We start from the raw sequence: 25890 nt of genomic DNA, 5'->3' as shown, positions 1-25890 counted from the left end.
TGCCGCCTATTTCTGCGCGGGCGGCTGCGGGGTTTCGGGCGCGTGGCTTTCCACGCTGTGCTGCTCGCCGCCGATGGAAATGTCGCCGCCGCCCTTGGTGAGCAGGTAGAGCGCCGCGCCGGCGATGACGACGAATGCGATGAAGATCTTTGCCATGTTTGTCTCCGGGATGGGATGCGTGTCGGAAGCCGCCGCGCGCGCGGTGCTTTCTTGTTGTTGATGGCAGTGTCGCAGCGCAGGCTTGCGTGGAACTTACACAGGCCGGCGGCCGGGCCGCCATCCGCCAGGCGGCGCCTGCGGCGCTTTCGGGAACGAAAAAGCCGCTGGCCGCGTACCTCCCGGAGGAGGCGCGGCCAGCGGCTTCGGACCCTGCCGGCAAGCCCCGCGAGGGGGCCGTCCGCTCAGGCGGCCAGCAGCTGGCGCAGCACGAACGGCAGGATGCCGCCGTGGTTGTAGTAGTCGACCTCGATCGGGGTGTCGATGCGCAGCAGCACCGGCACGCGCTGCACGTCGCCGTTGACGCGCTTGATCACCAGCGTGACGTCCTGCTGCGGCTTCAGTTCGCCCTCGATGCCTTCGATGTCGAAGGTCTCGTTGCCGATGATGCCGAGCGTCTGCACGCTGTCGTTGCCCTTGAACTGCAGCGGCAGCACGCCCATGCCGACCAGGTTGGAGCGGTGGATGCGCTCGAAGCTGCGCGTGATCACGGCCTTGACGCCGAGCAGCTGCGTGCCCTTGGCCGCCCAGTCGCGCGACGAGCCGGTGCCGTATTCCTCGCCGCCGAACACCACGGTGGGCGTGCCTTCGGCGATGTACTGCATGGCGGCGTCGTAGATCGACATTTCCTCGCCGGAAGGCTGGTGCAGCGTGACGCCGCCTTCCACGCGCGAGCCGTCGGGCTTGACCGGCAGCATCAGGTTCTTGATGCGCACGTTGGCGAAGGTGCCGCGCATCATGACTTCATGGTTGCCGCGGCGCGAGCCGTAGCTGTTGAAGTCCGCCTTGAGCACGCCGTTGGCCTGCAGGTACTTGCCCGCGGGCGAGGATTCCTTGATCGAGCCGGCCGGCGAGATGTGGTCGGTGGTCACGGAGTCGCCGAATACGCCGAGCGCGCGCGCGCCGCGCACGCTCGCCTGGGTCGCGGCCGGCTCCATGCCGAAGTCCTGGAAGAAGGGCGGCTCGGCGATGTAGGTGGACGCGGGCCAGTCGTAGACCTGGCCCTTGGTGCCCTTGACCTTGGCCCACAGCTTGCTCGGCTTCTTGACCTGCTCGTAGTTGGTGCGGAACACGTCGGCGTTCATGGCGAACTTGAGCAGGGCGTGGATTTCCTCCGAGCTCGGCCAGATGTCGCCCAGGTAGATCTCGCGGCCGCCCTTGCCCGTGCCGACCGGCTCGGTCATCAGGTCGCGCGTGACGTTGCCGGCGATGGCGTAGGCCACCACCAGCGGCGGCGAGGCCAGGAAGTTGGCGCGGATGTTCGGGTGGATGCGCGCCTCGAAGTTGCGGTTGCCGGACAGCACCGCGGCGGCCACGAGGTCGTTCTTGGTGATGGCCTCGTTCAGTTCGGGCGTGAGGTCGCCGGCGTTGCCGATGCAGGTGGTGCAGCCGTAGGCGGTCACGCCGAAGCCCAGCTTTTCCAGGTACGGCAGCAGGCCGGTGGCCTGCAGGTATTCCGTCACCACGCGGCTGCCGGGGGCGAGCGAGGTCTTGATGTGCGGCGCCACCTTGAGGCCGGCTTCCACCGCCTTCTTGGCCAGCAGGCCCGCGGCCAGCAGCACGCTCGGGTTGGAGGTGTTGGTGCAGGAGGTGATGGCGGCGATCAGCACGTCGCCGTTCTTCACGTCGACGCCGTTGCTCGTGGTGTAGGTCTTGTCCAGCTCGGCGATGTCCTTGTTGAAGCCGTTCTCGGCCACCGGCTTGGCGAACAGCGAGGCGAAGGTGGCCTTGACGCTGCCGATCTCGATGCGGTCCTGCGGGCGCTTCGGGCCGGCCAGCGAGGGGGTCACGCTGCCGAGGTCGAGCGTGAGCACCTTGGTGTAGTCGATGTCGCCGGCCTTGGGCACGCCGAACATCTCCTGGGCGCGGAAATAGCCCTCGAACGCGGCGATCTCCTCGGCCGTGCGGCCGGTGCCCTTGAAGTAGTCGATGGTCTTCTCGTCGACCGGGAAGAAACCCATCGTGGCGCCGTACTCGGGCGCCATGTTGCCGATGGTGGCGCGGTCCGGCAGCGCCAGGCTGGCGGTGCCCTCGCCGAAGAACTCGACGAACTTGCCGACCACCTTTTCGCGGCGCAGCATCTCGGTGATGGTGAGCACCAGGTCGGTGGCCGTGACGCCTTCGCGCAGGCGGCCCTTGAGCTCCACGCCGACCACGTCCGGCGTCAGGAAATAGACCGGCTGGCCCAGCATGCCGGCTTCCGCCTCGATGCCGCCCACGCCCCAGCCGACCACGCCGATGCCGTTGATCATGGTGGTGTGGCTGTCGGTGCCGACCAGGGTGTCCGGGTAGTACACGCCGTCCTTCTTGTGCACGCCGCGCGCCAGGTATTCGAGGTTGACCTGGTGCACGATGCCGAAGCCCGGCTGCACCACGCCGAAGGTGTCGAACGCCTGCATGCCCCACTTCATGAACTGGTAGCGCTCGTTGTTGCGCTGGAATTCCAGCTGCATGTTGAGGTCGAGCGCCTTCTTCTCGCGGAAGTGGTCGATCTGCACCGAGTGGTCGACCACCAGGTCCACCGGCACCAGCGGCTCGATCTTCTTGGGGTTCTTGCCCATCTTCTCGGCCACGTTGCGCATGGCGGCCAGGTCGGCCAGCAGCGGCACGCCGGTGAAGTCCTGCAGCACCACGCGCGCCACCACGAACGGGATCTCGTCCACGCGCTCGGCCACCGGCTTCCAGCTGGCGAGCTGCCTGACGTGTTCCTCGGTGACTTTCTTGCCGTCGCAGTTGCGCAGCACCGATTCGAGCACCACGCGGATCGATACCGGCAGGCGTTCGATGGCCACGCCGAGCGCCTTGCCCAGCTGCGGCAGGGAATAGTACTGGCCCTTGAGGCCCGGGCTGATCTTGAATTCTTTCAGAGTCTTATTGAGATTGTGGGGCATTGCCTTACTCCATTCGAAAGATGGTGCGGACTGGCTTGATTCGTAAATCCGTCATTCGTGCTGCGGCCGCCGGCGGGGGCGCCATGCTGATGCCTGCTGCTTTTTTTCTTGCTTCTCTGCTTCCCTGTTTCCCCGATCGTGCCGCCGGCCGTGCTGCCGATTCTATTGCCGGCCACCGCATGCTGTCTTGCGCAGACGAGGCCAGGCCAACGTTTGCACCGCGTCGATTGTAGGGCAAGCCGGCGCCCGGCGCGCGCCCGCGGTGCTCAGATGACGTACAGATCCACGTACTCGTGGACCGGCATCGCCTCCAGGCGCGCCTGGTCCAGCGATACCGCCAGGATGGTCTGCTGCTGGCGCTCCGGGAAGCGGCGCGCGAGGTTGGTCCTGAACTTCTCCACCAGCAGCGGGATGCCCTCTGCGCGGCGGCGCCGGTGGCCGAGCGGGTAGGTCGCCAGCACCTCGGGCAGCACCGTGCCGTCGTTCAGCTCCACGGTCAGCCCGTTGGCGATCGCGCGCTTGTCGGGGTCGTGGTAGTCGGCGGTGAAGGCGGGGTCTTCCACGCAGGCGATCTTGGCGCGCAGCGCGTCGATGCGCGGGTCGGCGGCGATGCGGTCCTCGTAGTCGCCGGCGGTCAGGCGGCCGAACAGCAGCGGCACGGCGACCATGTACTGGATGCAGTGGTCGCGGTCGGCCGGGTTGGCCAGCGGGCCGGTCTTGTCGATGATGCGGATGCAGGCTTCGTGGGTGCGGATGGTGATGCGCCGGATGTCGGCGGCCGTCCTGCCGGCGGCGGCGAGCCGGCCGTGCAGGGTCATGGCCGCCTCCACCGCGGTCTGCGCGTGGAATTCCGCCGGGTAGGCGATCTTGAACAGCACGTTCTCCATCACGTAGGTGCCGTAGGGGCGCTGGAAGCGCAACGGCTGGCCCTTGAACAGCACGTCGTAGAAGCCCCAGCCCCGGGCGGTGAGCACCGAGGGGTAGCCCATCTCGCCGGTGCGGGCCATCAGGGCCAGGCGCACGGCGCGGCTGGTGGCGTCGCCGGCGGCCCAGCTCTTGCGGCTGCCGGTGTTGGGGGCGTGGCGGTAGGTGCGCAGCGACTGGCCGTCGACCCACGCCAGCGAGACCGCGTTGATGATCTCCTCGCGCGCCAGGCCCAGCATGTGCGCGACCACGGCGGCGGAGGCCACCTTGACCAGCACCACGTGGTCCAGGCCGACCTTGTTGAACGAGTTTTCCAGCGCGATGCAGCCCTGGATCTCGTGGGCCTTGATCATGGCCGCGAGCACCTGCTTCATGGCCAGCGGCTTGCGGCCGGCGGCCACGTGGTTGCGCGACAGCCAGTCGGCCGTGGCGAGGATGCCGCCGAGGTTGTCCGACGGGTGGCCCCATTCGGCGGCCAGCCAGGTGTCGTTGAAGTCGAGCCAGCGGATCATGGCGCCGATGCTGAAGGCGGCCTGCACCGGGTCGAGCTGGAACTGGGTGCCCGGCACCCGGGCGCCGTTGGGCACCACCGTGCCCGGCACGATGGGACCCAGCAGCTTGGTGCAGGCGGGATAGGACAAGGCTTCCAGGCCGCAGCCGAGGGTGTCGATCAGGCAGTTGCGGGCCGTGTCGAAGGCCAGCGCGCTCTTGATCTGGTAGCCGGTCACGTAGTCGACGATGTCGGCCAGTACCTGATCGGGCTCCGGCCGGACGTTCGCAATAGGTGCAGACATGGGTCCCCTCGGGAATTTGTGCTGCCTGGTGCCTTTTTATGCCTTTCCGATACTGCCGATGACTGATGCTCCGCGATGTCGGTGCGACGCCCGCGCGGCGGCGTCGCGCGGCGTCACTTCTGCGCGGTGGCGGGCTGGCCGGCCTCGGCGGTGGCCGGCGCGGACGGCGGCGCCACCAGCAGCGGCGTGGCCACCGGCGCGCGCAGTGCGCCGGCCTGGGTCGGGGCGGAGCCGCCGGCCAGCATGTCGGCGGTCTGGCATTCGTCGGCCAGGCGCTGGCCGGCGTTCTTGTTGAACAGCATGGCCTTGCTCGGGATCACCACCAGGTCCATGCCGGAGCGGGCGTCGAAATAGCGGTCGGCGCCGGTCACGGTGGACTGGCGCGGCAGGCGGTATTCCTTGCCCTCCCAGTTCACGGCGATGACTTCGTCGCGCAGCATGTTGCCGCTGATGTAGAGGGAGTGGCCCAGTTCGCACTGCCATTTCTCGCCGGCTGGCACGGCCGGGACTTCCTTGGCAGCGACGGTTGCCTTCTTCTTGGGGGCGGCCTTGTGGGCGGGCGCCTTCTTGGCGGGAGCGGCCTTCTTGGCCGGTTCCTGGGCCATCGCAACGCCGGCGGAGGTCAGCGAAAAGGCGCCGATGCAGGCGGCGAGGACGAGATGCTTCATTCTGTGGGTTCCTTCATGGTTGGGTCAAAGGCGGGTGACGGGGGCCAGGGGCCGGCAGCCACATATCCGCCGCTATTCTCTACGATTTGAAAGTCCGGGCGAAGCACACCTTCCATTGGTTACACAATTCCGCCGCCGCACGCGCCTTGCCGTGCACAGCGCGGCGTTGCCGGCGGCCACGCCCGACAGGGCGACGGATTTCTTGGGCTTCGGGGTTGGCCGCGGGGCGGGCTGCTGCTCTGGCATCGCGTCTCCTGTCTGTTGGCGGGGCGGTCGGCGGTCTGGCGGGCGGGCCGCCGCGGTCATGGAAAGAAGCAGTCCAGCACCGTGCCCGGCAGACGCGCGCCGGTGGCGTGGGCGCGCTGCAGCAGCGACCAGTAATAGCGGTAGCTGGCGCGGTCGTGGAGCTGGCCCTGGTGCCGGATCGGCGCCCAGTTGTTTTCGTAGGCGGCCAGCAGGATCTCGCTGGCCGTGCCGATCTCCGCGCCGCTCGGGCGGAAGGCCGCCACGATCGGCCCGATCTGGCTCGGGTGGATGCTCCACTTGCGCAGGTAGCCGAATTCGGCGCGCGCGCGCAGGGCGTCCTCGCCGGCGCGCTCGGGCTGGGCGATGTCGGTGCTGACGTTGTGCGAGGGCACCTTGCCGTAGCGGTGGCAGGCGGCGGAGATCTCCAGCATGGCGCGCCGGATCAGCGGGTGCTCGAACTGCTGCGGCGAGCGCATGGCCTCGCCCGGGATCGCGCCGTGGTGGGCCGAGACGAAATCCATCAGGCCGAAGCTCAGGCATTCGACCTGCACCAGGCGGGCGATGTCGAAGACCTGCTCGAGCGCCGCGTGTGTCTCGATCAGCACATGAATCGGGATGTGGCGGGCAATGCCGGCGGCGCGCGCCACCTGGTTGACGTGGTCGGTCACGCGCGCGACCTCGACCACGTCGGCCACCTTGGGCACGACCACGTAGGCCAGGCGCGCGCCGGCGCTGCCGACCAGCATGTCGACGTCGGCGCGCCAGGCCGGGTGGGCCGGGTCGTGGATGCGCACGCCGACTCGGTTGAAGCGGTTCTGCGGGCCGTTGACGAGGCGCGCGCACAGTTCGGCGTGCTCGCGCTCGAGGCCGACGGCGGCGCCGTCCTCGCAGTCGAGGGTGATGTCGAAGACCGGCCCAAGCTCTTGCTGCAGGGCCAGCGATTTCAGCATCAGCTTCTCATTGCCGGCGTAGTGGTCGCACACCGGCAGTTGGGCCGCAATGGCTTCGCCCTGGAACAAGACCTCGGAGGGGTGCACGTTATGGATTCTTTTCGAGGTGGGAGGGCCGGGCGGCGCGGGCATGAAAAAAGCCGGAGCCCGCGCCGATCCGTGAATCGTTGCGGGGCTCCGGCCTGGTCATCGGCGCTGCCTGGGACTGGATCTGAAGCGGATCAGCCGAGCAGGTGCTGCACGCCGGCCTTTTCTTCTTCCAGTTCCTTCAGGGTGATGTTGATCTTTTCCTGGCTGTAGGCGTCGATCTCCAGACCCTTGACGATCTCGTACTTGCCGTTGGCGGTGGTCACCGGGTAGCCGAACATGGTGTCGGCCGGGATGCCGTACTCGCCGTTCGACGGGATGCCCATCGTGACGATCTTGCCGTTGGTGCCCAGCACCCAGTCGCGCACGTGGTCGATGGCGGCGTTGGCGGCCGAGGCGGCCGACGACAGGCCGCGCGCCTCGATGATGGCGGCGCCGCGCTTGCCGACGGTCGGCAGGAACACGTCGTTGTTCCAGGCGTGGTCGTTGATCAGGTCCTTGACGCTCTGGCCATCGACGGTGGCGTAGCGGTAGTCGGCGTACATGGTCGGGCTGTGGTTGCCCCACACGAACAGCTTCTCGATCGACGAGACCGGCTTGCCGATCTTGGCGGCGATCTGCGACAGCGCGCGGTTGTGATCGAGGCGCAGCATGGCGGTGAAGCTTTCGCGCGGCAGGCTCGGTGCCGATTTCATGGCGATGTAGGCGTTGGTGTTGGCCGGGTTGCCGACCACCAGCACCTTGATGTCGCGGCTGGCGACTTCGTTCAGCGCCTTGCCCTGCACCGTGAAGATCTGGGCGTTGGCTTCGAGCAGGTCCTTGCGCTCCATGCCCTTGCTGCGCGGGCGGGCGCCGACCAGCAGGGCCACGTTGGCGTCCTTGAAGGCGACCTTGGGATCATCGGTGATCACCACGCCTGCCAGCAGCGGGAACGCGCAGTCTTCCAGTTCCATCACGACGCCCTTGACGGCGGCCTGGGCTTGCGGGAGGTCGAGCAGTTGGAGGATGACCGGCTGGTCTTTGCCCAGCATGTCGCCGTTGGCGATACGGAACAGCAGGGAATAGCCGATCTGGCCAGCGGCGCCGGTCACTGCGACGCGCATTGGGGCTTTAGCCATGAGTACATCTCCAAACGAAAAGAGGGGGAAACTGGACAGTGTCGCGCCGGACGGTGGTCCGGACGTCACCGGGTGCGGGTTCGTCGCCACGGCGGCAGGCGGCAGTCCGCCGGCGCGCTGGGAGCGATGCCGACTGGAGTGAGCCACAACGGGTCATGGGGTGCGACAAGGCGTAAGTCTACTGCGAAGAGGGGTGCCGTATCCAGAGCGGTGCCGGCGTCGAAACCAGCGGGAGTGTAGGCGCCCATATCTGCAATGTCAATTCATATGTCTTATATAAGACATAAGACATTTGATGCCGCGCTGGACGCCCTCCGCCGTTTTGTGGTGAAATTCGGCTATGTCATCCCTGCCCACGCCCCTCGTTGGTACTGCCGTTGCCGCAGCGCAGGATAACGGCGCCGCTACGTCCGGCGCCGGAGCGCAATCGCCCGTCGCGGCGGTTTCGCCCACGTTCAGCCCCCTTTACCAGCAGATCAAGGCGCTCATCACCCAGAGCCTGCAGTCCGGCGAATGGAAGCCGGGCGAGATGATCCCCAGCGAGATGGACCTGGCGGCCCGCTACAAGGTCAGCCAGGGCACCGTGCGCAAGGCCATCGACGAGCTCGCCGCCGAGAACCTGGTGGCGCGCCGCCAGGGCAAGGGCACCTTCGTCACGACCCATCACGAGGATGGCGTCAAGTTCCGTTTCCTGCGTCTCGTGCCCGATGAGGGCGAGCCGCACTATGGCGCGAGCCAGGTGCTGGAGTGCAAGCGCCTGCGCGCCCCGGCCGAGATCGCCCGCCTGCTCGACATCCGCACCGGCGACAGCGTGGTGCAGATCCGCCGCGTGCTGTTCTTCTCCGGCGAGCCCACCGTGCTGGACGAGATCTGGCTGCTGGGCACCAATTTCAAAGGCCTGACCGCGGAGAAGCTGACCGAGTGGAAGGGCCCGATGTACGCATTGTTCGAGGCCGAGTTCGGCACCCGCATGATCCGGGCCTCGGAAAAGATCCGCGCGGTGGCCGCCGATGCCGCCACCGCCGCCCTGCTGTCCGTGGAGGCCGGCACGCCGCTGCTGTCCGTCGAGCGTGTCTCCTTCACCTATGGCGATCGCCCCGTCGAAGTCCGGCGCGGTTTGTATGTCACTACCCGGCACTATTATCAGAACGATTTGAGCTAGCTGCCGAGTGGTTATCCCGGATGATTATTGCTGTCGTCGCGATGATGGCTGCCCGCCGTTGCGCCGAAGCAGGGAAATATTACGCCGTGGCGTAGCCGCGTGCGATTGTCGGGCACGCCATGTTGGTGCGCGATAGCTGAAAATTATTGGTGCGCCGCGCAACAAAGGCGCTAAAATTATGTGGATTTGCTCCAACTGCATTCATTTGCATGCAGGGCATTGAGTAGTTTCGTTTTTTGTTTACCGCAAAATGGGGTCTCGCATGGCTGAAGCCGTCAAACAAGCCAGGCCGGAGTTCCGGAACATCCATGTCACGCAGCTAGCGCGTTACAGGTTGCCCTGGGCCGGCAAGGTGTCCATCCTGCATCGCGCGAGCGGTGCCCTGATGTTCCTCCTCCTTCCTTTCGTGCTCTATCTGTTCGAGCAAAGCGTCACCTCGGAACTGAGCTTCGCAAAGTTCTCGGCGCTTCTGTCCGGCGGCTTCGTCAAGCTGGTTCTGCTGGTCCTGATCTGGGGCTACCTGCACCATTTCTGCGCCGGCATCCGTTTCCTGCTGCTCGACGTGCACGTCGGCGTGACCAAGCCCGCCTCGGCCAAGTCCGCCGTCGCCGTGCTGGTCGTCAGCCTGTTGCTCACCGCGATTTTCGGCCTGAAGCTGTTCGGCCTGTTTTGAGGAGAGTCAAGGTGGCAAATAATAATATCGGTCCCAAGCGTCTTGTCGTCGGTGCGCACTACGGTCTGAAAGACTGGCTCCTGCAGCGCGTCACCGCGGTCATCATGGTGGTCTTCACCGTCGTGCTGGCGATTTCCTTCCTGCTCTCGAACGGCGCTTCCTACGAAGCGTGGGCGGGTCTCTTCTCCAATCAGTGGATGAAGGTCATCACGTTCCTCACCATCCTGTCGCTGCTGTTCCATGCCTGGATCGGCGTGCGCGACATCTGGATGGACTATGTGAAGCCGATGGCCGTGCGCCTCGTGCTGCAAGTTCTTACGATTCTGTGGCTCGTCGGTTGTGCGAGCTACGCTGCTCAGATTCTCTGGAGGGTGTAATAAATGGTCGCAGTCAAGACTGGATTGCCGCGTCGACGTTTCGACGTGGTCATCGTCGGGGCGGGCGGCGCCGGGATGCGCGCATCCCTCCAGCTCGCGGAAGCCGGCCTGAACGTGGCCGTGCTGTCCAAGGTGTTCCCCACGCGCTCGCACACCGTCGCGGCGCAGGGCGGCATCGGCGCCTCGCTCGGCAACATGAGCGAGGACAACTGGCACTATCACTTCTACGACACCATCAAGGGTTCCGATTGGCTGGGCGACCAGGACGCGATCGAATTCATGTGCCGTGAAGCGCCCAAGGTGGTCTACGAGCTCGAACACTTCGGCATGCCGTTCGACCGCAACGCCGACGGCACCATCTACCAGCGCCCGTTCGGCGGCCACACCTCGAACTACGGCGAGAAGCCGGTCCAGCGCGCCTGCGCCGCGGCCGACCGCACCGGCCACGCGCTGCTGCACACGCTGTACCAGCGCAACGTGCGCGCCAAGACCCACTTCTTCGTCGAATGGATGGCGCTGGACCTGATCCGCGACGAGGACGGCGACGTGCTGGGCGTGACCGCGCTGGAAATGGAAACCGGCGAAGTCTACATCCTCGAAGCCAAGACCACGCTGTTCGCCACCGGCGGCGCGGGCCGCATCTACGCCGCTTCCACCAATGCCTTCATCAACACCGGCGACGGCCTGGGCATGGCGGCGCGCGCGGGCGTGCCGCTGGAAGACATGGAGTTCTGGCAGTTCCACCCGACCGGCGTGGCCGGCGCGGGCGTGCTGATCACCGAAGGCGTGCGCGGCGAAGGCGGCATCCTGCGCAACAAGGACGGCGAGCGCTTCATGGAGCGCTACGCGCCGACGCTGAAGGACCTGGCGCCGCGCGACTTCGTCTCGCGCTCGATGGACCAGGAAATCAAGGAAGGCCGCGGCTGCGGCCCGAACGGCGACTACGTGCTGCTGGACCTCACCCACGTCGGTGCGGACACCATCATGAAGCGCCTGCCGTCGATCCGCGAAATCGGCCTGAAGTTCGCCAACGTCGACGCGATCAAGGAACCGATTCCCGTGGTCCCGACCATCCACTACCAGATGGGCGGCATCCCGACGAACCTCCACGGCCAGGTGGTGGCGCCGAAGAACGGCAACCCCAACGAGGTCATCAACGGCTTCTACGCGATCGGCGAATGCTCGTGCGTGTCGGTGCACGGCGCCAACCGCCTGGGCACCAACTCGCTGCTGGACCTGGTGGTGTTCGGCCGCTCGGCCGGCAACCACATCGCCGCGACCGCGATCAAGCAGAAGGAGCACAAGCCGCTGCCGGCCGACGCCGCCGACCGCGCGCTGTCGCGCCTGGCCAAGCTGCAGTCGTCGTCGTCGGGCGAGTACACCCAGGACGTGGCCAACGACATCCGCAAGAACATGCAGTCGCATGCCGGCGTGTTCCGCACGCAGAAGCTGATGGACGAAGGCGTCGAGCGCATCCTGGAAGTGACCGAGCGCGCCGCCAACATCCACCTCAAGGACAAGTCCAAGGTCTTCAACACCGCGCTGGTGGAAGCCCTGGAAGTGTCCAACCTGGTGGAAGTGGCCAAGGCGACCATGATCTCGGCGGCAGCCCGCAAGGAATCGCGCGGCGCGCACGCCCACAGCGACTTCCCCAATCGCGACGATCAGAACTGGCTCAAGCACACGCTGTTCTACAGCGAAGGCAATCGCCTCGACTACAAGCCGGTGAAGATGGAGCCGCTGACGGTGGAAAGCGTTCCGCCCAAGGCCCGGACCTTCTGAGCACCGCGTCGAAGAGCTAAACAGGACCCACAGAAATGAAGCGTATTTTCGAAGTCTACCGCTACGATCCGGACAAGGATGCGGCACCCCGCATGCAGACCTACGAGGTCGAGCTGGACGGTCACGAGCGCATGCTGCTGGACGCGCTGGTCAAGCTGAAGAAGCTCGACGAGTCGATCTCGTTCCGCCGCTCGTGCCGCGAAGGCGTGTGCGGTTCGGATGCCATGAACATCAATGGCAAGAACGGCCTGGCCTGCCTGACCAACATGCGCGAGCTGCCGGACCGCATCGTGCTGCGCCCGCTGCCCGGCCTGCCGGTCGTGCGCGACCTGATCGTCGACATGACGCAGTTCTTCAAGCAGTATGATTCGATCAAGCCGTACCTCATCAACGACGAGCCGCCGCCCGAGAAAGAGCGCCTGCAGTCGCCCGAGGAGCGCGACGAGCTCGACGGCCTGTACGAATGCATCCTGTGCGCGAGCTGCTCGACGTCGTGCCCGTCGTTCTGGTGGAACCCGGACAAGTTCGTCGGCCCGGCCGGCCTGCTGCAGGCCTACCGCTTCATCGCGGACAGCCGCGACCAGGCCACCGGCCAGCGCCTGGACGACCTGAACGACCCGTACCGCCTGTTCCGCTGCCACAGCATCATGAACTGCGTCGACGTTTGCCCGAAGGGGCTGAACCCGACCAAGGCCATCGGCAAGATCAAGGAGCTGATGGTTCGCCGCTCGGTCTGACCGCGCGGTGGTTGTAAGCGGCGCGTCAGCCCGGGCCTGCACCATGCAGCCCGGGCGATGCGCCGGAAGTAGGTAGGGACCTATGAGCGAAAGTACTTCCCCCAGTTTCTCCCACCAGGCCGATCCGCACCGGCGTGCGCGATTGCGCTGGCGCGCGCGGCGCGGCCTCCTGGAGAACGACATCATCGTCGAACGTTTTTTCAACCGTTACGAGCAAAACCTGTCCGATGAGGACGTGGCTTCGCTCTCCCAGCTGTTCGAGCTGAGCGACAACGAGTTGATGGACCTGCTGCTTGCCCGCAAGGAGCTGGACGGTGAGCTCGACACGCCCCCGATGCGGCATGTGATCTCTCTGCTGCGTTCGGTCTGAGTATCGTCAACATCATTAGTCAAGCATTTGAAGGAACCGACATGACACCGTCCGATGTGAAAGCCACGCTATCGTTTTCCGATGGTTCCCCCAGCGTTGAGCTGCCGATTTACACCGGTACCGTAGGTCCGGACGTAATCGATATTCGCAAGCTGTACGGTCAAACCGGTAAGTTCACTTACGACCCCGGTTTCATGTCGACGGCTTCGTGCAACTCGAAGATCACCTATATCGACGGCGACAAGGGTGAGCTGCTGTACCGCGGCTACCCGATCGAGCAGCTGGCCACCAAGTGCGATCACCTGGAAACCTGCTACCTGCTGCTCAAGGGCGAGCTGCCCAACGCCAAGCAGAAGGAAGAGTTCGTCGACGCCGTGATGAACCACACGATGGTTCACGAGCAGATGCAGTTCTTCCTGCGCGGCTTCCGCCGCGATGCCCACCCGATGGCCGTGCTGACGGGCCTGGTGGGCGCCATGAGCGCGTTCTACCACGACGCGATGGACATCGACGATCCGCACCAGCGCGAAATCTCCGCGATCCGCCTGATCGCCAAGATGCCGACCCTGGTCGCGATGGCCTACAAGTACAACATCGGCCAGCCGTACGTCTACCCGCAGAATGACCTGTCCTACTCGGGCAACTTCATGCGCATGATGTTCAGCACGCCGTGCGCACCGTACACCGTGAATCCGGTGCTCGAGCGCGCGCTCGACCGCATCTTCATCCTGCACGCCGACCACGAGCAGAACGCCTCGACCTCGACCGTGCGCCTGGCCGGCTCGTCGGGCACCAACCCGTTCGCCGCCATCGCCGCCGGCGTGGCCTGCCTGTGGGGTCCGGCCCACGGCGGCGCCAACGAAGCCGCGCTGAAGATGCTCGAGGAAATCGGCAGCGTCGACAACATCACCGAGTTCATCAAGCAGGTCAAGGACAAGAACTCGGGCGTGCGCCTGATGGGCTTCGGCCACCGCGTGTACAAGAACTACGATCCGCGCGCCAAGCTGATGCGCGAAACCTGCTACGAAGTGCTCAACGAGTTGGGCCTGCACAACGACCCGCTGTTCAAGCTGGCGATGGAGCTGGAAAAGATCGCGCTGGAAGACGAATACTTCGTCAGCCGCAAGCTGTACCCGAACGTCGACTTCTACTCGGGCATCGTGCAGCGCGCGCTGGGCATCCCGACCTCGCTGTTTACCTGCATCTTCGCGCTGGCCCGCACCCCGGGCTGGATCTCGCAGTGGGAAGAGATGATCACCGATCCGGAATACAAGATCGGCCGTCCGCGCCAGCTGTTCAACGGCGCGGCCAGCCGCGACGTGCCGGAGATCGGCAAGCGCTGATTTTCCGCGGCGGGCGGCCCGCGCGGCCGCCCGCGGCAGCGCCACAAGCAGTGCAGCAATACCAGACGCCCCGGCTTGCCGGGGCGTTTGTCATTCAAGGCCGGCACCGCTTTGTGCATTGCGGGAGAATCGTTGCCGCCCAGGTGGTGAAACCGGCAATTTCTGGCCATTTGTGCCGTGGTTGAGCCGCTAAGGTCCTCATTAATTGTGCGGATTTGATGCCGGACGGGAAATTTGCCCCTATAATGCGGGCTGCTTTGCCGACAGCAGCCGGGCCACCCTTCCGGATTGCGCCGCGGCGAGCGGGGCAGGCGAATCACCTGCGCAATAGAGAACGCATCCACGTTGTCTTTCCGAACCAAGGTCCTTCGCCACGGCGCGGGGCTGACACATGCCGGGCCCCGCATACGCTGTTCATTGTCTTCGTCGGCCCGTCTTCCGCGCTCGGGCGTTTTTCTCGGCGGTAGTTCGCGGGTGTTGTTCGATTGCGCAGGTCATGCCGCCACCAGCCCGTGACCACTACATAATCGAGGAGCTCCTGATGACGCTGTCCCGTCTTACGTCCATCTCCCTGGCCGCCGCACTGGCTGCCTTCGGCGCCGCCGCCCACGCGGAAACCGTCAAGATCGCCATCGCCGGCCCCATGAGCGGCTCGGTTGCGCAGTATGGCGACATGGTCAAGGCCGGCGCGCTGACCGCCATCGAGCAGATCAACGCGGCCGGCGGCGCCGGCGGCAACAAGTTCGAAGTGGTGCTGATGGACGACGCCTGCGAACCGAAGCAGGCCGTCGCCGTCGCCAACAAGATCGTCAGCCAGAAAATCAGGTACGTGATCGGCCACGTGTGCTCGGGTTCCACGATCCCGGCCTCCGACATCTACGAGAACGAAGGCGTCGTGATGGTGACGCCGTCGGCCACCGCGCCGCAGCTCACCGAGAACAAGAAGCGCAAGTTCATCTTCCGCACCATCGGCCGCGACGACCAGCAAGGCCCGGCCGCCGCCCAGTACATCATCGCCAAGGTCAAGCCCAAGAAGGTCGCCGTGCTGCACGACAAGCAGTCGTACGGCCAGGGCATCGCCTCGTCGGTGAAGAAGGACCTGGAAGCCGCCAAGATCCCGGTGGCCGTGTTCGAAGGCATCAACGCCGGCGACTCCGACTACTCCGCGGTGATCACCAAGCTCAAGTCGCAGGGCGTGGACTTCGTCTACTTCGGCGGCTACCACCCCGAGATGGGCCTGCTGCTGCGCCAGGCGCGCGAGCAGGGCGTCAAGGCCACCTTCATGGGCCCCGAAGGCGTGGGCAACAAGGACGTGACGGCCATCGCCGGTCCGGCCTCCGAAGGCATGCTGGTGACGCTGCCGGCCGACTTCTCGGCCGACCCGGCCAACGCCGCGCTGGTCAAGGCCTTCGCCGACAAGAAGCGCGACGCCAACGGCCCGTTCCAGATGCCGTCGTACGCCGCGGTGCAGATCATCGGCGACGCCATCGCCGGCGCCAAGAGCACGGACCCGGCCAAGGTTGCCGCGTACATGCACAAGAACGCCTTCCAGACCCCGATCGGCAAGGTCGAGTACGACGCCCAGGGCGACCTCAAGTCGTTCAAGTTCGTCGTCTTCACCTGGCACAAGGACGCCACCAAGACCGCAGCCAACTAAGCCGCACATCGGCTTCGCACGCCCCGCCCGGCATACCGGCGGGGCGTTTTGGTATCGGGCCGTGGCCCGGCCGGCCCGCGCGCCGCGGCATGAGCGCGGCGCGCGCGGCATCCGTCCTGGCCGGCCTCGCCGGATCCGGGGCTCGCCGCTTTCAAGGCGCCGGTTTCAAAGTAATGGGGCTTCCCGCATGAACGAGTTCCTTCCACAGTTCACCCAGCAGCTGGTCAACGGCCTGACGCTGGGTGCGATCTATGCGCTGATCGCCATCGGCTACACGATGGTCTACGGCATCATCGGCATGATCAACTTCGCCCACGGCGAGATCTACATGATCGGCGCCTACGTGGGCCTGGTGACGCTCACCGCGATCGGCGTGCAGGCCGGGTATCCGCTGCCGCTGGTGCTGGGCGCCGCCTTGCTGGTGTCGGTGCTGGTCACCGGCATGTACGGCTTCGCCGTCGAGCGCGTGGCCTACCGGCCGCTGCGCGGCGGGCCGCGGCTGGTGCCGCTGATTTCCGCCATCGGCATGTCCATCTTCCTGCAGAACTACGTGCAGATCGGGCAGGGCGCGCGCGACGTCTCCGTGCCCGTGCTGATCTCCGGCGCCATCGAATTCCAGATGGGCGGCGACTTCACCGTGACCGTGCCGTACTCGCGCCTGCTGATCGTCGGCGTGACGCTGGTGCTGATGGTGGCGCTGACGCTGTTCATCGGCCACTCGCGCATGGGCCGCGCCTGCCGCGCCTGCGCCGAGGACATGCGCATGGCCAACCTGCTCGGCATCGACACCAACCGCGTGATCTCGTTCACGTTCGTGCTGGGCGCGATGCTGGCCGCCGTGGGCGGCGTGCTGATCGGCCTGACCATCGGCAAGCTCAACCCGTTCATCGGCTTCGTGGCCGGCATCAAGGCCTTCACCGCGGCGGTGCTGGGCGGCATCGGCAGCATTCCCGGCGCCATGCTGGGCGGCGTGCTGCTGGGCCTGGCCGAGACCTTCGCCTCCGGCTACATGCCGGCCGAGTACAAGGACGTGGTGGCCTTCGGCCTGCTGGTGCTGATCCTGCTGTTCCGCCCGACCGGCCTGCTCGGCAAGCCGGACGTGGAAAAAGTCTGAGGAGCGCGCGATGAGAAACGACGCATCGATGGGGCAATCCCTCAAGAACGCGATTACCGCGGCGGTCATGACCGCCATCCTTACCGTGCCGGTGCTGGGCCTGCAGCTCAAGCTCGACGGCTACAAGGTGGTGCTCGAACCGCACTGGCAGCCGGTCTGGCTGGCGGTCGGCGCGGTCTTCCTGTTCCAGTTGTGCAAGCCGCTGTTCCTGCGCGCGAGCGCCGGCATCAGGCTGCCGGCGATGCCGGCGCTGGGCGCGGACCGCCAGCGCAAAGTGATCTGGCTGCTGCTGGCCGCCGGGCTGGTGTGGCCGTTCTTCGGCTCGCGCGGCGCGGTGGACGTGGCCACGCTGGCGCTGATCTACGTGATCCTGGGGCTGGGCCTGAACATCGTGGTCGGCTACGCCGGCCTGCTCGACCTGGGCTACGTGGGCTTCTACGCCGTGGGCGGCTACACCTACGCACTGCTCAACCAGTATTTCGGCCTGACCTTCTGGGAATGCCTGCCGATCGCCGCCTGCATGTCGGCCACCTTCGGCTTCCTGCTGGGCTTCCCGGTGCTGCGCCTGCGCGGCGACTACCTGGCCATCGTCACGTTGGGCTTCGGCGAGATCATCCGCCTGCTGCTCAACAACCTGACCAGCCTCACCGGCGGCCCGGACGGCGTCTCGGGCATTCCCAAGCCGACCGTGTTCGGCATCGAGATGGCGCGCAGCGCCAGCGTGGAGGGCGTCAAGACCTTCCACGAGCTGCTCGGCTGGGACTACAGCGGCGAGCACATGGTGATCTTTCTCTACCTGCTGGCGCTGCTGCTGGTGGCCTTCACGCTGTTCGTCACCAGCCGGCTGATCCGCATGCCGATGGGGCGCGCGTGGGAAGCGCTGCGAGAGGACGAGATCGCGTGCCGCTCGCTGGGCCTGAACCCGACCCGCATCAAGCTGTCGGCGTTCACGCTGGGCGCGGCCTTCGCCGGCCTCGGCGGCGCCTTCTTCGCCGCGCGCCAGGGCCTGGTCAATCCCGAATCGTTCACCTTCATCGAGTCCGCGCTGATTCTGGCGGTGGTGGTGCTGGGCGGCATGGGCTCGCAACTGGGCGTGATCCTGGCCGCGATCCTGCTGACCGTGCTGCCCGAGGTGGCGCGCGGCTTCGCCGAGTACCGCATGCTGATCTTCGGCCTGGTGATGGTGCTGATGATGATGTGGCGTCCGCAGGGCCTGCTGCCCGCGAGCCGCCCCCACGTGGAGTTGCCGCAATGAGCCAGGCACACCAAGTACAACCGGCGGAACTGCTGAAGGTCTCCGGCCTGCAGATGCGCTTCGGCGGCCTGCTGGCCGTGGACGGCATCGATTTCGACGTGCGCCGCGACGAGGTCTTCGCCATCATCGGCCCCAACGGCGCCGGCAAGACCACGGTGTTCAACTGCGTGGGCGGCTTCTACCGGCCCACCGCGGGCGAGGTCACGCTGGACGGGCATTCGATAGCCCGCCTGCCGAGCCACCAGGTGGCGCGCCGCGGCCTGGTGCGCACGTTCCAGAACATCCGCCTGTTCAGGCAGCTCACGGTGGTCGAGAACCTGCTGGTGGCGCAGCACCTGCAGGTGCGCGCCGGCCTGCTGCACGGCCTGTTCGCCACGCCGGCCTACCGCCGCGCCGAGCGCGCGGCGCTGGAGCGCGCCGCGGTCTGGCTCGAGCGCATGGGCCTGCGCGACGTGGCCAACCGCGAGGCGGGCACGCTGTCGTACGGCCACCAGCGCCGGCTGGAGATCGCGCGCTGCATGATCACCAACCCGCGCCTGCTGATGCTCGACGAGCCCGCCGCCGGCCTCAACCCGCAGGAGAAGGTCGAGCTGTCGCAGCTGATCGACCAGCTGCGCCGCGAGTTCAACATCTCGGTGCTGCTGATCGAGCACGACATGAGCCTGGTGATGGGCGTGTCCGACCGCATCCTGGTGATGGAGCACGGCCGCCCGATCGTGGTCGGCAAGCCCGCCGAAGTGCGCAACGACCCGCGCGTGATCAAGGCCTACCTGGGAGAGGACTAAATGCTGAAGCTGGAACAGGTCCATACCCACTATGGCGCCATCGAGGCGCTGTCGGGCGTGTCGATCGAAGTGAACAAGGGCGAGATCGTCACGCTGATCGGCAGCAACGGCGCCGGCAAGACCACGCTGATGATGACCGTGTGCGGCTCGCCGCGCGCCTCCAGCGGGCGCGTGCTGTTCGAGGGGCAGGACATCACGCGCCTGCCCACGCACGAGATCATGCGCCTGGGCATGGCGATCTCGCCGGAAGGGCGGCGCGTGTTTCCCAGCCTGACCGTGCTGGAAAACCTCAAGATGGGCGGCTTCTTCGGCAAGCGCGACGAGGTCGAGGCCGGCATCGAGCACGTCTACACGCTGTTCCCGCGCCTGAAACAGCGCTCGGGCCAGCGCGCCGGCACCATGTCCGGCGGCGAGCAGCAGATGCTGGCCATCGGCCGCGCGCTGATGAGCCGCCCGCGCCTGCTGCTGCTCGACGAGCCCACGCTCGGCCTGGCGCCGCTGGTGATCGCGCAGATCTTCGACATCATCCGCGCCATCCGCGCGGAGGGCGTGACGGTGTTCCTGGTCGAGCAGAACGCCAACAAGGCGCTGGGCGTGGCCGATCGCGGCTACGTGCTGGAGACGGGCCGCGTGGTGCTGGCGGACACGGGCGCCAACCTGCTGGCCAACGACCGCATCAAGAGCGCCTACCTGGGCGGCTGACCTCTGGCGCTCTTCCCCGCGGCGGGGGAGGGCGCCAGCCCCTTTTCGCCATCGGCGAAATCCCCCTTTCGCCAATCACATTACATCGGCAGGCCCGATCCGCGCGGGCGGAGGCCGGCCGTGCGCTATCGCTGTGGCATAATCGATTGTGATGTCAAGCATTGCTGCAAGCCGCATTTCCTGCACGCATCCGGCGCGACAAAACCTCCCCGCAAACTACCGCGCGACGCCGCCAACCGTGCTGTACCGAACGGTCCCGGCCCGCCCATCGCATCATGGCCAAGACGCTTTACGACAAACTCTGGGATGACCACACCGTGCACGTCGAGGACGACGGCACGACGATGCTGTACATCGACCGCCACCTGCTGCACGAAGTCACCAGCCCGCAGGCGTTCGAAGGCCTGAAGCTCGCGCAGCGTCCGGTCTGGCGCATCAGCGCCAACCTGGCGGTGTCGGACCACAACGTGCCGACCACCGACCGCAGCCAGGGCATCGCCGATCCGGTCTCGAAGCTGCAGGTGGACACGCTGGACACCAACTGCGACGCCTATGGCATCACCCAGTTCAAGATGAACGACCTGCGCCAGGGCATCGTGCACGTGATCGGGCCGGAGCAGGGCGCCACGCTGCCGGGCATGACGGTGGTGTGCGGCGACTCGCACACCAGCACGCACGGCGCGTTCGGCGCGCTGGCGCACGGCATCGGCACCTCCGAGGTGGAGCACGTGCTGGCCACGCAGACGCTGCTGGGCAAGAAGGCGAAGAACATGCTGGTGCGCGTGGAAGGCAAGCTGCCGCGCGGCTGCACCGCCAAGGACATCGTGCTGGCGATCATCGGCAAGATCGGCACCGCCGGCGGCACCGGCTACACCATCGAGTTCGCCGGCTCGGCCATCCGCGAGCTGAGCATGGAAGGGCGCATGACGGTGTGCAACATGGCCATCGAGGCCGGCGCGCGCGCCGGGCTGGTGGCGGTGGACGACATCACGCTCGAGTACGTCAAGGGCCGCCCGTTCTCGCCGCAGGGCGTGGAGTGGGACCATGCCGTGGCCTACTGGCGCACGCTGCATTCCGACGCCGGCGCGCAGTTCGACCAGGTGGTGGAGCTGCGCGCGGAAGACGTGCGCCCGCAAGTGACCTGGGGCACCTCGCCCGAGATGGTGGTCAGCATCGAAGACCGCGTGCCGGATCCCGAGAAGGAAAAGGACCCGAACAAGCGCAACGCGATGGAGCGCGCGCTGGAATACATGGGCCTGCAGCCCAACGTGCCGGTGAGCAGCATCAAGATCGACAAGGTCTTCATCGGCTCCTGCACCAACAGCCGCATCGAGGACATGCGCGCCGCCGCGTGGGTGGTGCAGAAGCTGGGCCGCCGCGTGGCCGGCAACGTGAAGCTGGCGATGGTGGTGCCGGGCTCCGGGCTGGTCAAGGCGCAGGCCGAGCGCGAAGGGCTGGACAAGGTCTTCAAGGCAGCCGGCTTCGAGTGGCGCGAGCCGGGCTGCTCGATGTGCCTGGCCATGAATGCCGACCGCCTCGATCCGGGCGAGCGCTGCGCGTCCACCTCGAACCGCAACTTCGAAGGCCGCCAGGGCGCGGGCGGGCGCACCCACCTGGTGAGCCCGGCGATGGCCGCCGCGGCCGCCATCGAGGGCCATTTCGTCGACATCCGCCGGCTCGGCTGAGGCGGACCGCGCTTCGTTATCCCATACACCGACACACGCCGTTTCATCATGAAATACGCCCTGACCGCCCTCGCATGCCTGTGCATGCTGCAACTTGCCGGCTGCAACACCGTGGCCGGCATCGGCAAGGACACCAAGGCAGCGGGCCACGCGCTCGAAAGCGCGGCCAGCAAGTAAGGAACCAGATCATGGACAAGTTCACTGTACACAGCGGGCTCACGGTGCCCCTGGACCGCGAGAACGTCGACACCGACGCCATCATCCCCAAGCAATTCCTCAAGTCGATCAAGCGCACCGGCTTCGGCCCCAACCTGTTCGACGAATGGCGCTACAAGGACGTGGGCCAGCCCGGCCAGGACAACAGCCTCCGTCCGCTCAACCCGGACTTCGTGCTGAACCAGCCGCGCTACCAGGGCGGCTCGATCCTGCTGGCGCGCCGCAACTTCGGCTGCGGCAGCTCGCGCGAGCACGCGCCGTGGGCGCTCACGCAATACGGCTTCCGCGCCGTGATCGCGCCGAGCTTCGCCGACATCTTCTTCAACAACTGCTACAAGAACGGCCTGCTGCCGGTGGCGCTGACCGAATTGCAGGTCGACCACCTGTTCAACGAGACCAATGCGTTCAACGGCTACAAGCTGACCATCGACCTGGACAAGCAGGTGGTGCTCACGCCGGGCGGCGACGCCTATGCGTTCGACATCGCGCCGTTCCGCAAGTACTGCATGCTCAACGGTTTCGACGACATCGGCCTGACCCTGCGCCATGCCGACAAGATCAAGGCATACGAGGCCGAGCGCGTGACCCGGATGCCGTGGCTGAACAACCGCGTGGTCGGCTGAGCCGGCGCAGACACAACAAGGAAGACACAGCATGAAAATCGCAGTCCTGCCGGGTGACGGCATCGGTCCCGAGATCGTGGCGGAAGCCGTCAAGGTCCTGAACGCGCTCGGCGAGAAGTTCGAGCTGGAAAGCGCGCCCGTGGGCGGCGCCGGCTACGAGGCCAGCGGCCATCCGCTGCCCGACGCCACGCTCAAGCTGGCCAAGGAAGCCGACGCCATCCTGTTCGGCGCCGTGGGCGACTGGAAGTACGACAAGCTGGAGCGCGCGCTGCGCCCCGAGCAGGCCATCCTGGGCCTGCGCAAGCACCTGCAGCTGTTCGCCAACTTCCGCCCGGCGATCTGCTATCCCGAGCTGACCGGCGCCTCGAGCCTGAAGCCCGAGCTGGTGGCCGGCCTCGACATCCTGATCGTGCGCGAGCTCAACGGCGACATCTACTTCGGCCAGCCGCGCGGCATGCGCGAGGCGCCGGACGGCCCGTTCCAGGGCGCGCGCGAAGGCTTCGACACCATGCGCTACAGCGAGCCGGAAATCCGCCGCATCGCGCACGTGGCGTTCCAGGCCGCGGCCAAGCGCGGCAAGAAGCTGTGCAGCGTGGACAAGGCCAACGTGCTCGAGACCTTCCAGTTCTGGAAGGACATCGTCACCGACGTGCACAAGGAATACCCGGAAGTCGAGCTGTCGCACATGTACGTCGACAACGCGGCCATGCAACTGGTCAAGGCGCCCAAGAGCTTCGACGTGATCGTCACCGGCAATATGTTCGGCGACATCCTGTCGGACGAGGCCGCCATGCTGACCGGCTCGATCGGCATGCTGCCGTCGGCTTCGCTGGATGCCAACAACAAGGGCCTGTACGAGCCGTCGCATGGCTCGGCGCCGGACATCGCCGGCAAGGGCGTGGCCAATCCGCTGGCCACCATCCTGTCGGCGGCGATGATGCTGCGCTACTCGCTGGGCCGCGCCGAACAGGCCGACCGCATCGAGAACGCGGTCAAGAAGGTGCTGGCGCAGGGCTACCGCACCGGCGACATCCTGACGCCGGGCTGCAAGCAGGTCGGCACGCGCGAGATGGGCGAGGCGGTGCTGGCGGCGCTGTAAGCGCCAACGGCGCGGCGGCGGCGCCGCACGCCGGCAAGTCGGAAAGGCGCCCCGCGAGGCGCCTTTTCCTGCGTTTTCCCCCGCTTTTCTTTAATTTGTCCCCGATTTCGCGCGTGCGGCGCTGCCACAAAATCGTGTAGACTTTGCGGATGGTCCGAATCTTCCAGTCCCCCTCGACTGCCAGCCTCCTCCTGACTGCCACCAGCAGCCCGGCCGGCCTGGGTTCGCACGGCCACCCGCTTACCGCAACGACGATTAAAACCATTACCACCAAAGCGATCGGCTAGATCGTTCGTCGTGCCTGCTCGTCTTCCCCGCGCAGTCACGCCGGGCGAGGAAAGCGCGGGGAAGAAGTTCAAATCACATCCGAGGTAAGTCATGATTGTAGGTCTCGTCGGTTGGCGAGGAATGGTCGGCAGCGTCCTGATGCAACGCATGCAGGAAGAGCGCGATTTCGACCATATCGAGCCCGTTTTCTTCAGCACGTCCAACGCGGGCGGCAAGGCGCCGGCCCTGGCGAAGAACGAAACCACGCTGAAAGATGCCAACGACATCGAAGCGCTGAAGAAGTGCGACGTCGTGCTCACGGCGCAGGGCGGCGACTACACCACCGAGGTCTTCCCCAAGCTGCGCGCGGCGGGCTGGAAGGGCTACTGGATCGACGCGGCGTCCTCGCTGCGCATGAAGGACGATGCCATCATCGTGCTCGACCCGGTCAACCTCGGCGTGATCAAGGATGCGCTGTCCAAGGGCGTGAAGAATTTCATCGGCGGCAACTGCACGGTGAGCTGCATGATGATGGGCCTGGGCGGCCTGTTCCAGCACGACCTGATCGACTGGATGACCTCCATGACGTACCAGGCCGCGTCGGGCGGCGGCGCGCAGCACATGCGCGAGCTGCTGACCCAGTTCGGCACGCTCAACGCCTCGGTCAAGCCGCTGCTGGATGACCCGGCTTCGGCGATCCTCGAGATCGACCGCACCATCCTGGCGACCCAGCATGGCCTGTCGGCCGGCGAAACGAAGCAGTTCGGCGTGCCGCTGGCCGGCAACCTGATTCCGTGGATCGACAAGGACCTCGGCAACGGCGTGTCGCGCGAAGAGTGGAAGGGCGGCGCCGAGACCAACAAGATCCTGGGCCGCGGCGAAGGCTTCGTGGGCGCCACCGGCGCCGCGCCGATCGCCGTGGACGGCCTGTGCGTGCGCATCGGCGCGATGCGCTGCCATTCGCAGGCGCTGACCATCAAGCTGCGCCGCGACGTGCCGCTCGACGAGATCGAAGGCATGCTGGCGGCCAACAACCAGTGGGCCAAGGTGGTGCCGAACACGCGCGAGGCCAGCATGACCGACCTCACGCCGGCGGCCGTCACCGGCACGCTGACGATTCCCGTCGGCCGCCTGCGCAAGATGCAGATGGGCGGCGAGTACCTGTCGGCCTTCACCGTGGGCGACCAGCTGCTGTGGGGCGCGGCCGAGCCGCTGCGCCGCATGCTGCGCATCCTGATCGAGGCCTGATCGACGGCGCCCGCCCGGGCGGGCCGGCAGCCGCGTCCCCGGAACGGGGTTTTTCGCGGCAGCCGCGCCACTGCGCGGTTTCGTTGCTGCCAGGCAACAAAAAACTGCCGCTTTGATGACAACGCCGCGCCTGTGCGCGGCGTTGTCGCGGGCGGCTGCCTATTTCTTCCAGCGTTGGGTCACAATACAGCCGGCATATGCCAGGCTGCGGAGGCGGTTGTCCGCACGCTTGCAAGCACGCCTGCAAGTGTTGGCGCGGGGCTCAGTCGGGACGCTAACTTGCTGCGCTAAACCATTGATGTTAAGTTAATTTCACTACTAGAACACAACGGAGCACAAGGTGAGTGTGAGCCAACATCGCCGGAAAGATGCGCCTATCGCCCGCCAGCGCTGGTCAACGCTGGCCTTCACGGCACTCGGCTTGCTGCTCGCGCAGCCGGCCGCGTATGCCGCGGGGTTCGGGCAATTACGGGTACAGTCGAATCTGGGTCAGCCGCTACAGGCGGAAATCGATATCAGCGGTGTCAGCGCGGAGGAAGCGGACGGCCTTGCGGTCAAGCTCGCTTCGCCTGATGCCTATGCCAAGGCCGGCCTGACGTACCTGCCGGCGGTCAGCAGCCTGCGCCTGCAGGTCGAGCGCCGTCCCAACGGCAGCTACGTGGCGCGGGTGCGTTCCAACCAGCCGATCAGCGAGCCCTTCGTCGACATCCTCGTCGACATGACGTGGCCGAGCGGCCGGGTGTCGCGCGCGTATACGTTCCTGCTCGATCCGGCCGGGGCCAAGCCGAGCAACCAGACCTTCTCGCCCACCACGGTGGTGCAGGCCGGCACGCCCGACGAGTCGGGCGCCACCGCGCCGGCGCCCAGCGCGGCGCCCACACCCGCTCCGGTGGCGGCCGCG

At 66.4% G+C, this 25890-nt stretch carries 24 protein-coding genes; 18 read left to right on the top strand and 6 right to left on the bottom strand.

What is annotated here, in order from left to right; translation table 11 throughout:
* Positions 1 to 6 precede the first annotated feature (6 nt).
* From K206_RS43555 to K206_RS0102255, 6 genes are all read right to left on the bottom strand, one after another.
* The gene (locus tag K206_RS43555; protein ID WP_020200784.1) at positions 7 to 156 is read right to left on the bottom strand and encodes a hypothetical protein; all 150 of its coding nucleotides are present in this window, start codon (positions 154 to 156) and stop codon (positions 7 to 9) included.
* Between the two features lie 245 nt (positions 157 to 401).
* Entirely contained in the window at positions 402 to 3107 is a 2706-nt protein-coding gene (acnA, locus tag K206_RS0102275; protein ID WP_020200783.1) for an aconitate hydratase AcnA, read from the bottom strand.
* A gap of 266 nt (positions 3108 to 3373) precedes the next feature.
* The gene (locus K206_RS0102270) at positions 3374 to 4825 is read right to left on the bottom strand and encodes a bifunctional 2-methylcitrate dehydratase/aconitate hydratase (RefSeq protein WP_020200782.1); all 1452 of its coding nucleotides are present in this window, start codon (positions 4823 to 4825) and stop codon (positions 3374 to 3376) included.
* Positions 4826 to 4938: 113 nt separating this feature from the next.
* Positions 4939 to 5493, bottom strand: a complete 555-nt coding sequence (locus K206_RS0102265) for a hypothetical protein (protein ID WP_020200781.1) — start codon at positions 5491 to 5493, stop codon at positions 4939 to 4941.
* Positions 5494 to 5795: 302 nt separating this feature from the next.
* Positions 5796 to 6776 (bottom strand): CoA ester lyase, encoded by a 981-nt coding sequence (locus K206_RS0102260; RefSeq protein WP_029043138.1) that lies wholly within the window; start codon positions 6774 to 6776, stop codon positions 5796 to 5798.
* Between the two features lie 134 nt (positions 6777 to 6910).
* Complete coding sequence (locus tag K206_RS0102255) at positions 6911 to 7894, bottom strand: malate dehydrogenase (RefSeq protein WP_029043137.1); 984 nt, start codon at positions 7892 to 7894, stop codon at positions 6911 to 6913.
* Between the two features lie 340 nt (positions 7895 to 8234).
* Here K206_RS0102255 and K206_RS0102250 point away from each other — a divergent pair, with 340 nt between their 5' ends.
* From K206_RS0102250 to K206_RS37370, 18 genes are all read left to right on the top strand, one after another.
* Complete coding sequence (locus K206_RS0102250; RefSeq protein WP_029043136.1) at positions 8235 to 9056, top strand: GntR family transcriptional regulator; 822 nt, start codon at positions 8235 to 8237, stop codon at positions 9054 to 9056.
* 262 nt (positions 9057 to 9318) lie between these two features.
* The gene (sdhC, locus tag K206_RS0102245; RefSeq protein WP_029043135.1) at positions 9319 to 9729 is read left to right on the top strand and encodes a succinate dehydrogenase, cytochrome b556 subunit; all 411 of its coding nucleotides are present in this window, start codon (positions 9319 to 9321) and stop codon (positions 9727 to 9729) included.
* Between the two features lie 11 nt (positions 9730 to 9740).
* Positions 9741 to 10106, top strand: a complete 366-nt coding sequence (sdhD, locus tag K206_RS0102240) for a succinate dehydrogenase, hydrophobic membrane anchor protein (RefSeq protein ID WP_020200776.1) — start codon at positions 9741 to 9743, stop codon at positions 10104 to 10106.
* 3 nt (positions 10107 to 10109) lie between these two features.
* Positions 10110 to 11888, top strand: coding sequence for a succinate dehydrogenase flavoprotein subunit (gene sdhA, locus K206_RS0102235; protein ID WP_029043134.1), 1779 nt, complete (start codon positions 10110 to 10112; stop codon positions 11886 to 11888).
* 35 nt (positions 11889 to 11923) lie between these two features.
* Positions 11924 to 12625 carry a succinate dehydrogenase iron-sulfur subunit gene (locus K206_RS0102230; protein WP_020200774.1) on the top strand — a complete coding sequence of 234 codons (702 nt, stop codon included), beginning with the start codon at positions 11924 to 11926 and terminating at the stop codon, positions 12623 to 12625.
* Between the two features lie 82 nt (positions 12626 to 12707).
* The gene (locus tag K206_RS0102225) at positions 12708 to 12995 is read left to right on the top strand and encodes a succinate dehydrogenase assembly factor 2 (protein WP_029043133.1); all 288 of its coding nucleotides are present in this window, start codon (positions 12708 to 12710) and stop codon (positions 12993 to 12995) included.
* A 41-nt stretch (positions 12996 to 13036) separates the two neighbouring features.
* The gene (gene gltA / locus K206_RS0102220) at positions 13037 to 14338 is read left to right on the top strand and encodes a citrate synthase (protein WP_029043132.1); all 1302 of its coding nucleotides are present in this window, start codon (positions 13037 to 13039) and stop codon (positions 14336 to 14338) included.
* Positions 14339 to 14879: 541 nt separating this feature from the next.
* On the top strand, positions 14880 to 15995 hold the full coding sequence (locus tag K206_RS0102215) for a branched-chain amino acid ABC transporter substrate-binding protein (protein ID WP_020200771.1): 1116 nt from the start codon (positions 14880 to 14882) through the stop codon (positions 15993 to 15995).
* Between the two features lie 187 nt (positions 15996 to 16182).
* A complete protein-coding gene (gene livH / locus K206_RS0102210) occupies positions 16183 to 17109 on the top strand; it encodes a high-affinity branched-chain amino acid ABC transporter permease LivH (protein ID WP_020200770.1) in 927 nt (308 codons plus the stop codon).
* 10 nt (positions 17110 to 17119) lie between these two features.
* Positions 17120 to 18364 carry a high-affinity branched-chain amino acid ABC transporter permease LivM gene (locus K206_RS0102205; protein WP_029043131.1) on the top strand — a complete coding sequence of 415 codons (1245 nt, stop codon included), beginning with the start codon at positions 17120 to 17122 and terminating at the stop codon, positions 18362 to 18364.
* Positions 18361 to 19149, top strand: coding sequence for a high-affinity branched-chain amino acid ABC transporter ATP-binding protein LivG (gene livG / locus K206_RS0102200; RefSeq protein WP_020200768.1), 789 nt, complete (start codon positions 18361 to 18363; stop codon positions 19147 to 19149). Before K206_RS0102205 ends, livG begins: the two co-directional genes overlap by 4 nt.
* The gene (locus K206_RS0102195; RefSeq protein WP_020200767.1) at positions 19150 to 19851 is read left to right on the top strand and encodes an ABC transporter ATP-binding protein; all 702 of its coding nucleotides are present in this window, start codon (positions 19150 to 19152) and stop codon (positions 19849 to 19851) included.
* Between the two features lie 275 nt (positions 19852 to 20126).
* Complete coding sequence (gene leuC / locus K206_RS0102190; RefSeq protein WP_020200766.1) at positions 20127 to 21536, top strand: 3-isopropylmalate dehydratase large subunit; 1410 nt, start codon at positions 20127 to 20129, stop codon at positions 21534 to 21536.
* Between the two features lie 48 nt (positions 21537 to 21584).
* Positions 21585 to 21713, top strand: a complete 129-nt coding sequence (locus K206_RS0102185) for an entericidin A/B family lipoprotein (RefSeq protein ID WP_196812830.1) — start codon at positions 21585 to 21587, stop codon at positions 21711 to 21713.
* 11 nt (positions 21714 to 21724) lie between these two features.
* Positions 21725 to 22375 (top strand): 3-isopropylmalate dehydratase small subunit, encoded by a 651-nt coding sequence (gene leuD, locus K206_RS0102180; RefSeq protein ID WP_020200764.1) that lies wholly within the window; start codon positions 21725 to 21727, stop codon positions 22373 to 22375.
* A 31-nt stretch (positions 22376 to 22406) separates the two neighbouring features.
* Positions 22407 to 23474 carry a 3-isopropylmalate dehydrogenase gene (leuB, locus tag K206_RS0102175; protein WP_020200763.1) on the top strand — a complete coding sequence of 356 codons (1068 nt, stop codon included), beginning with the start codon at positions 22407 to 22409 and terminating at the stop codon, positions 23472 to 23474.
* 378 nt (positions 23475 to 23852) lie between these two features.
* On the top strand, positions 23853 to 24989 hold the full coding sequence (asd, locus tag K206_RS0102170; RefSeq protein ID WP_029043129.1) for an aspartate-semialdehyde dehydrogenase: 1137 nt from the start codon (positions 23853 to 23855) through the stop codon (positions 24987 to 24989).
* Between the two features lie 340 nt (positions 24990 to 25329).
* Positions 25330 to 25890 (top strand): FimV family protein (locus K206_RS37370; RefSeq protein WP_369796858.1); only part of this gene is annotated, 561 nt, incomplete at its 3' end.

The organism is Cupriavidus sp. WS, assembly GCF_000395345.1.
GTDB classification, from domain to species: Bacteria; Pseudomonadota; Gammaproteobacteria; order Burkholderiales; family Burkholderiaceae; genus Cupriavidus; species Cupriavidus basilensis_B.
Note: the sequence above shows the minus strand (reverse complement) of the source record. Positions and strands in the feature narration are given on the sequence as shown.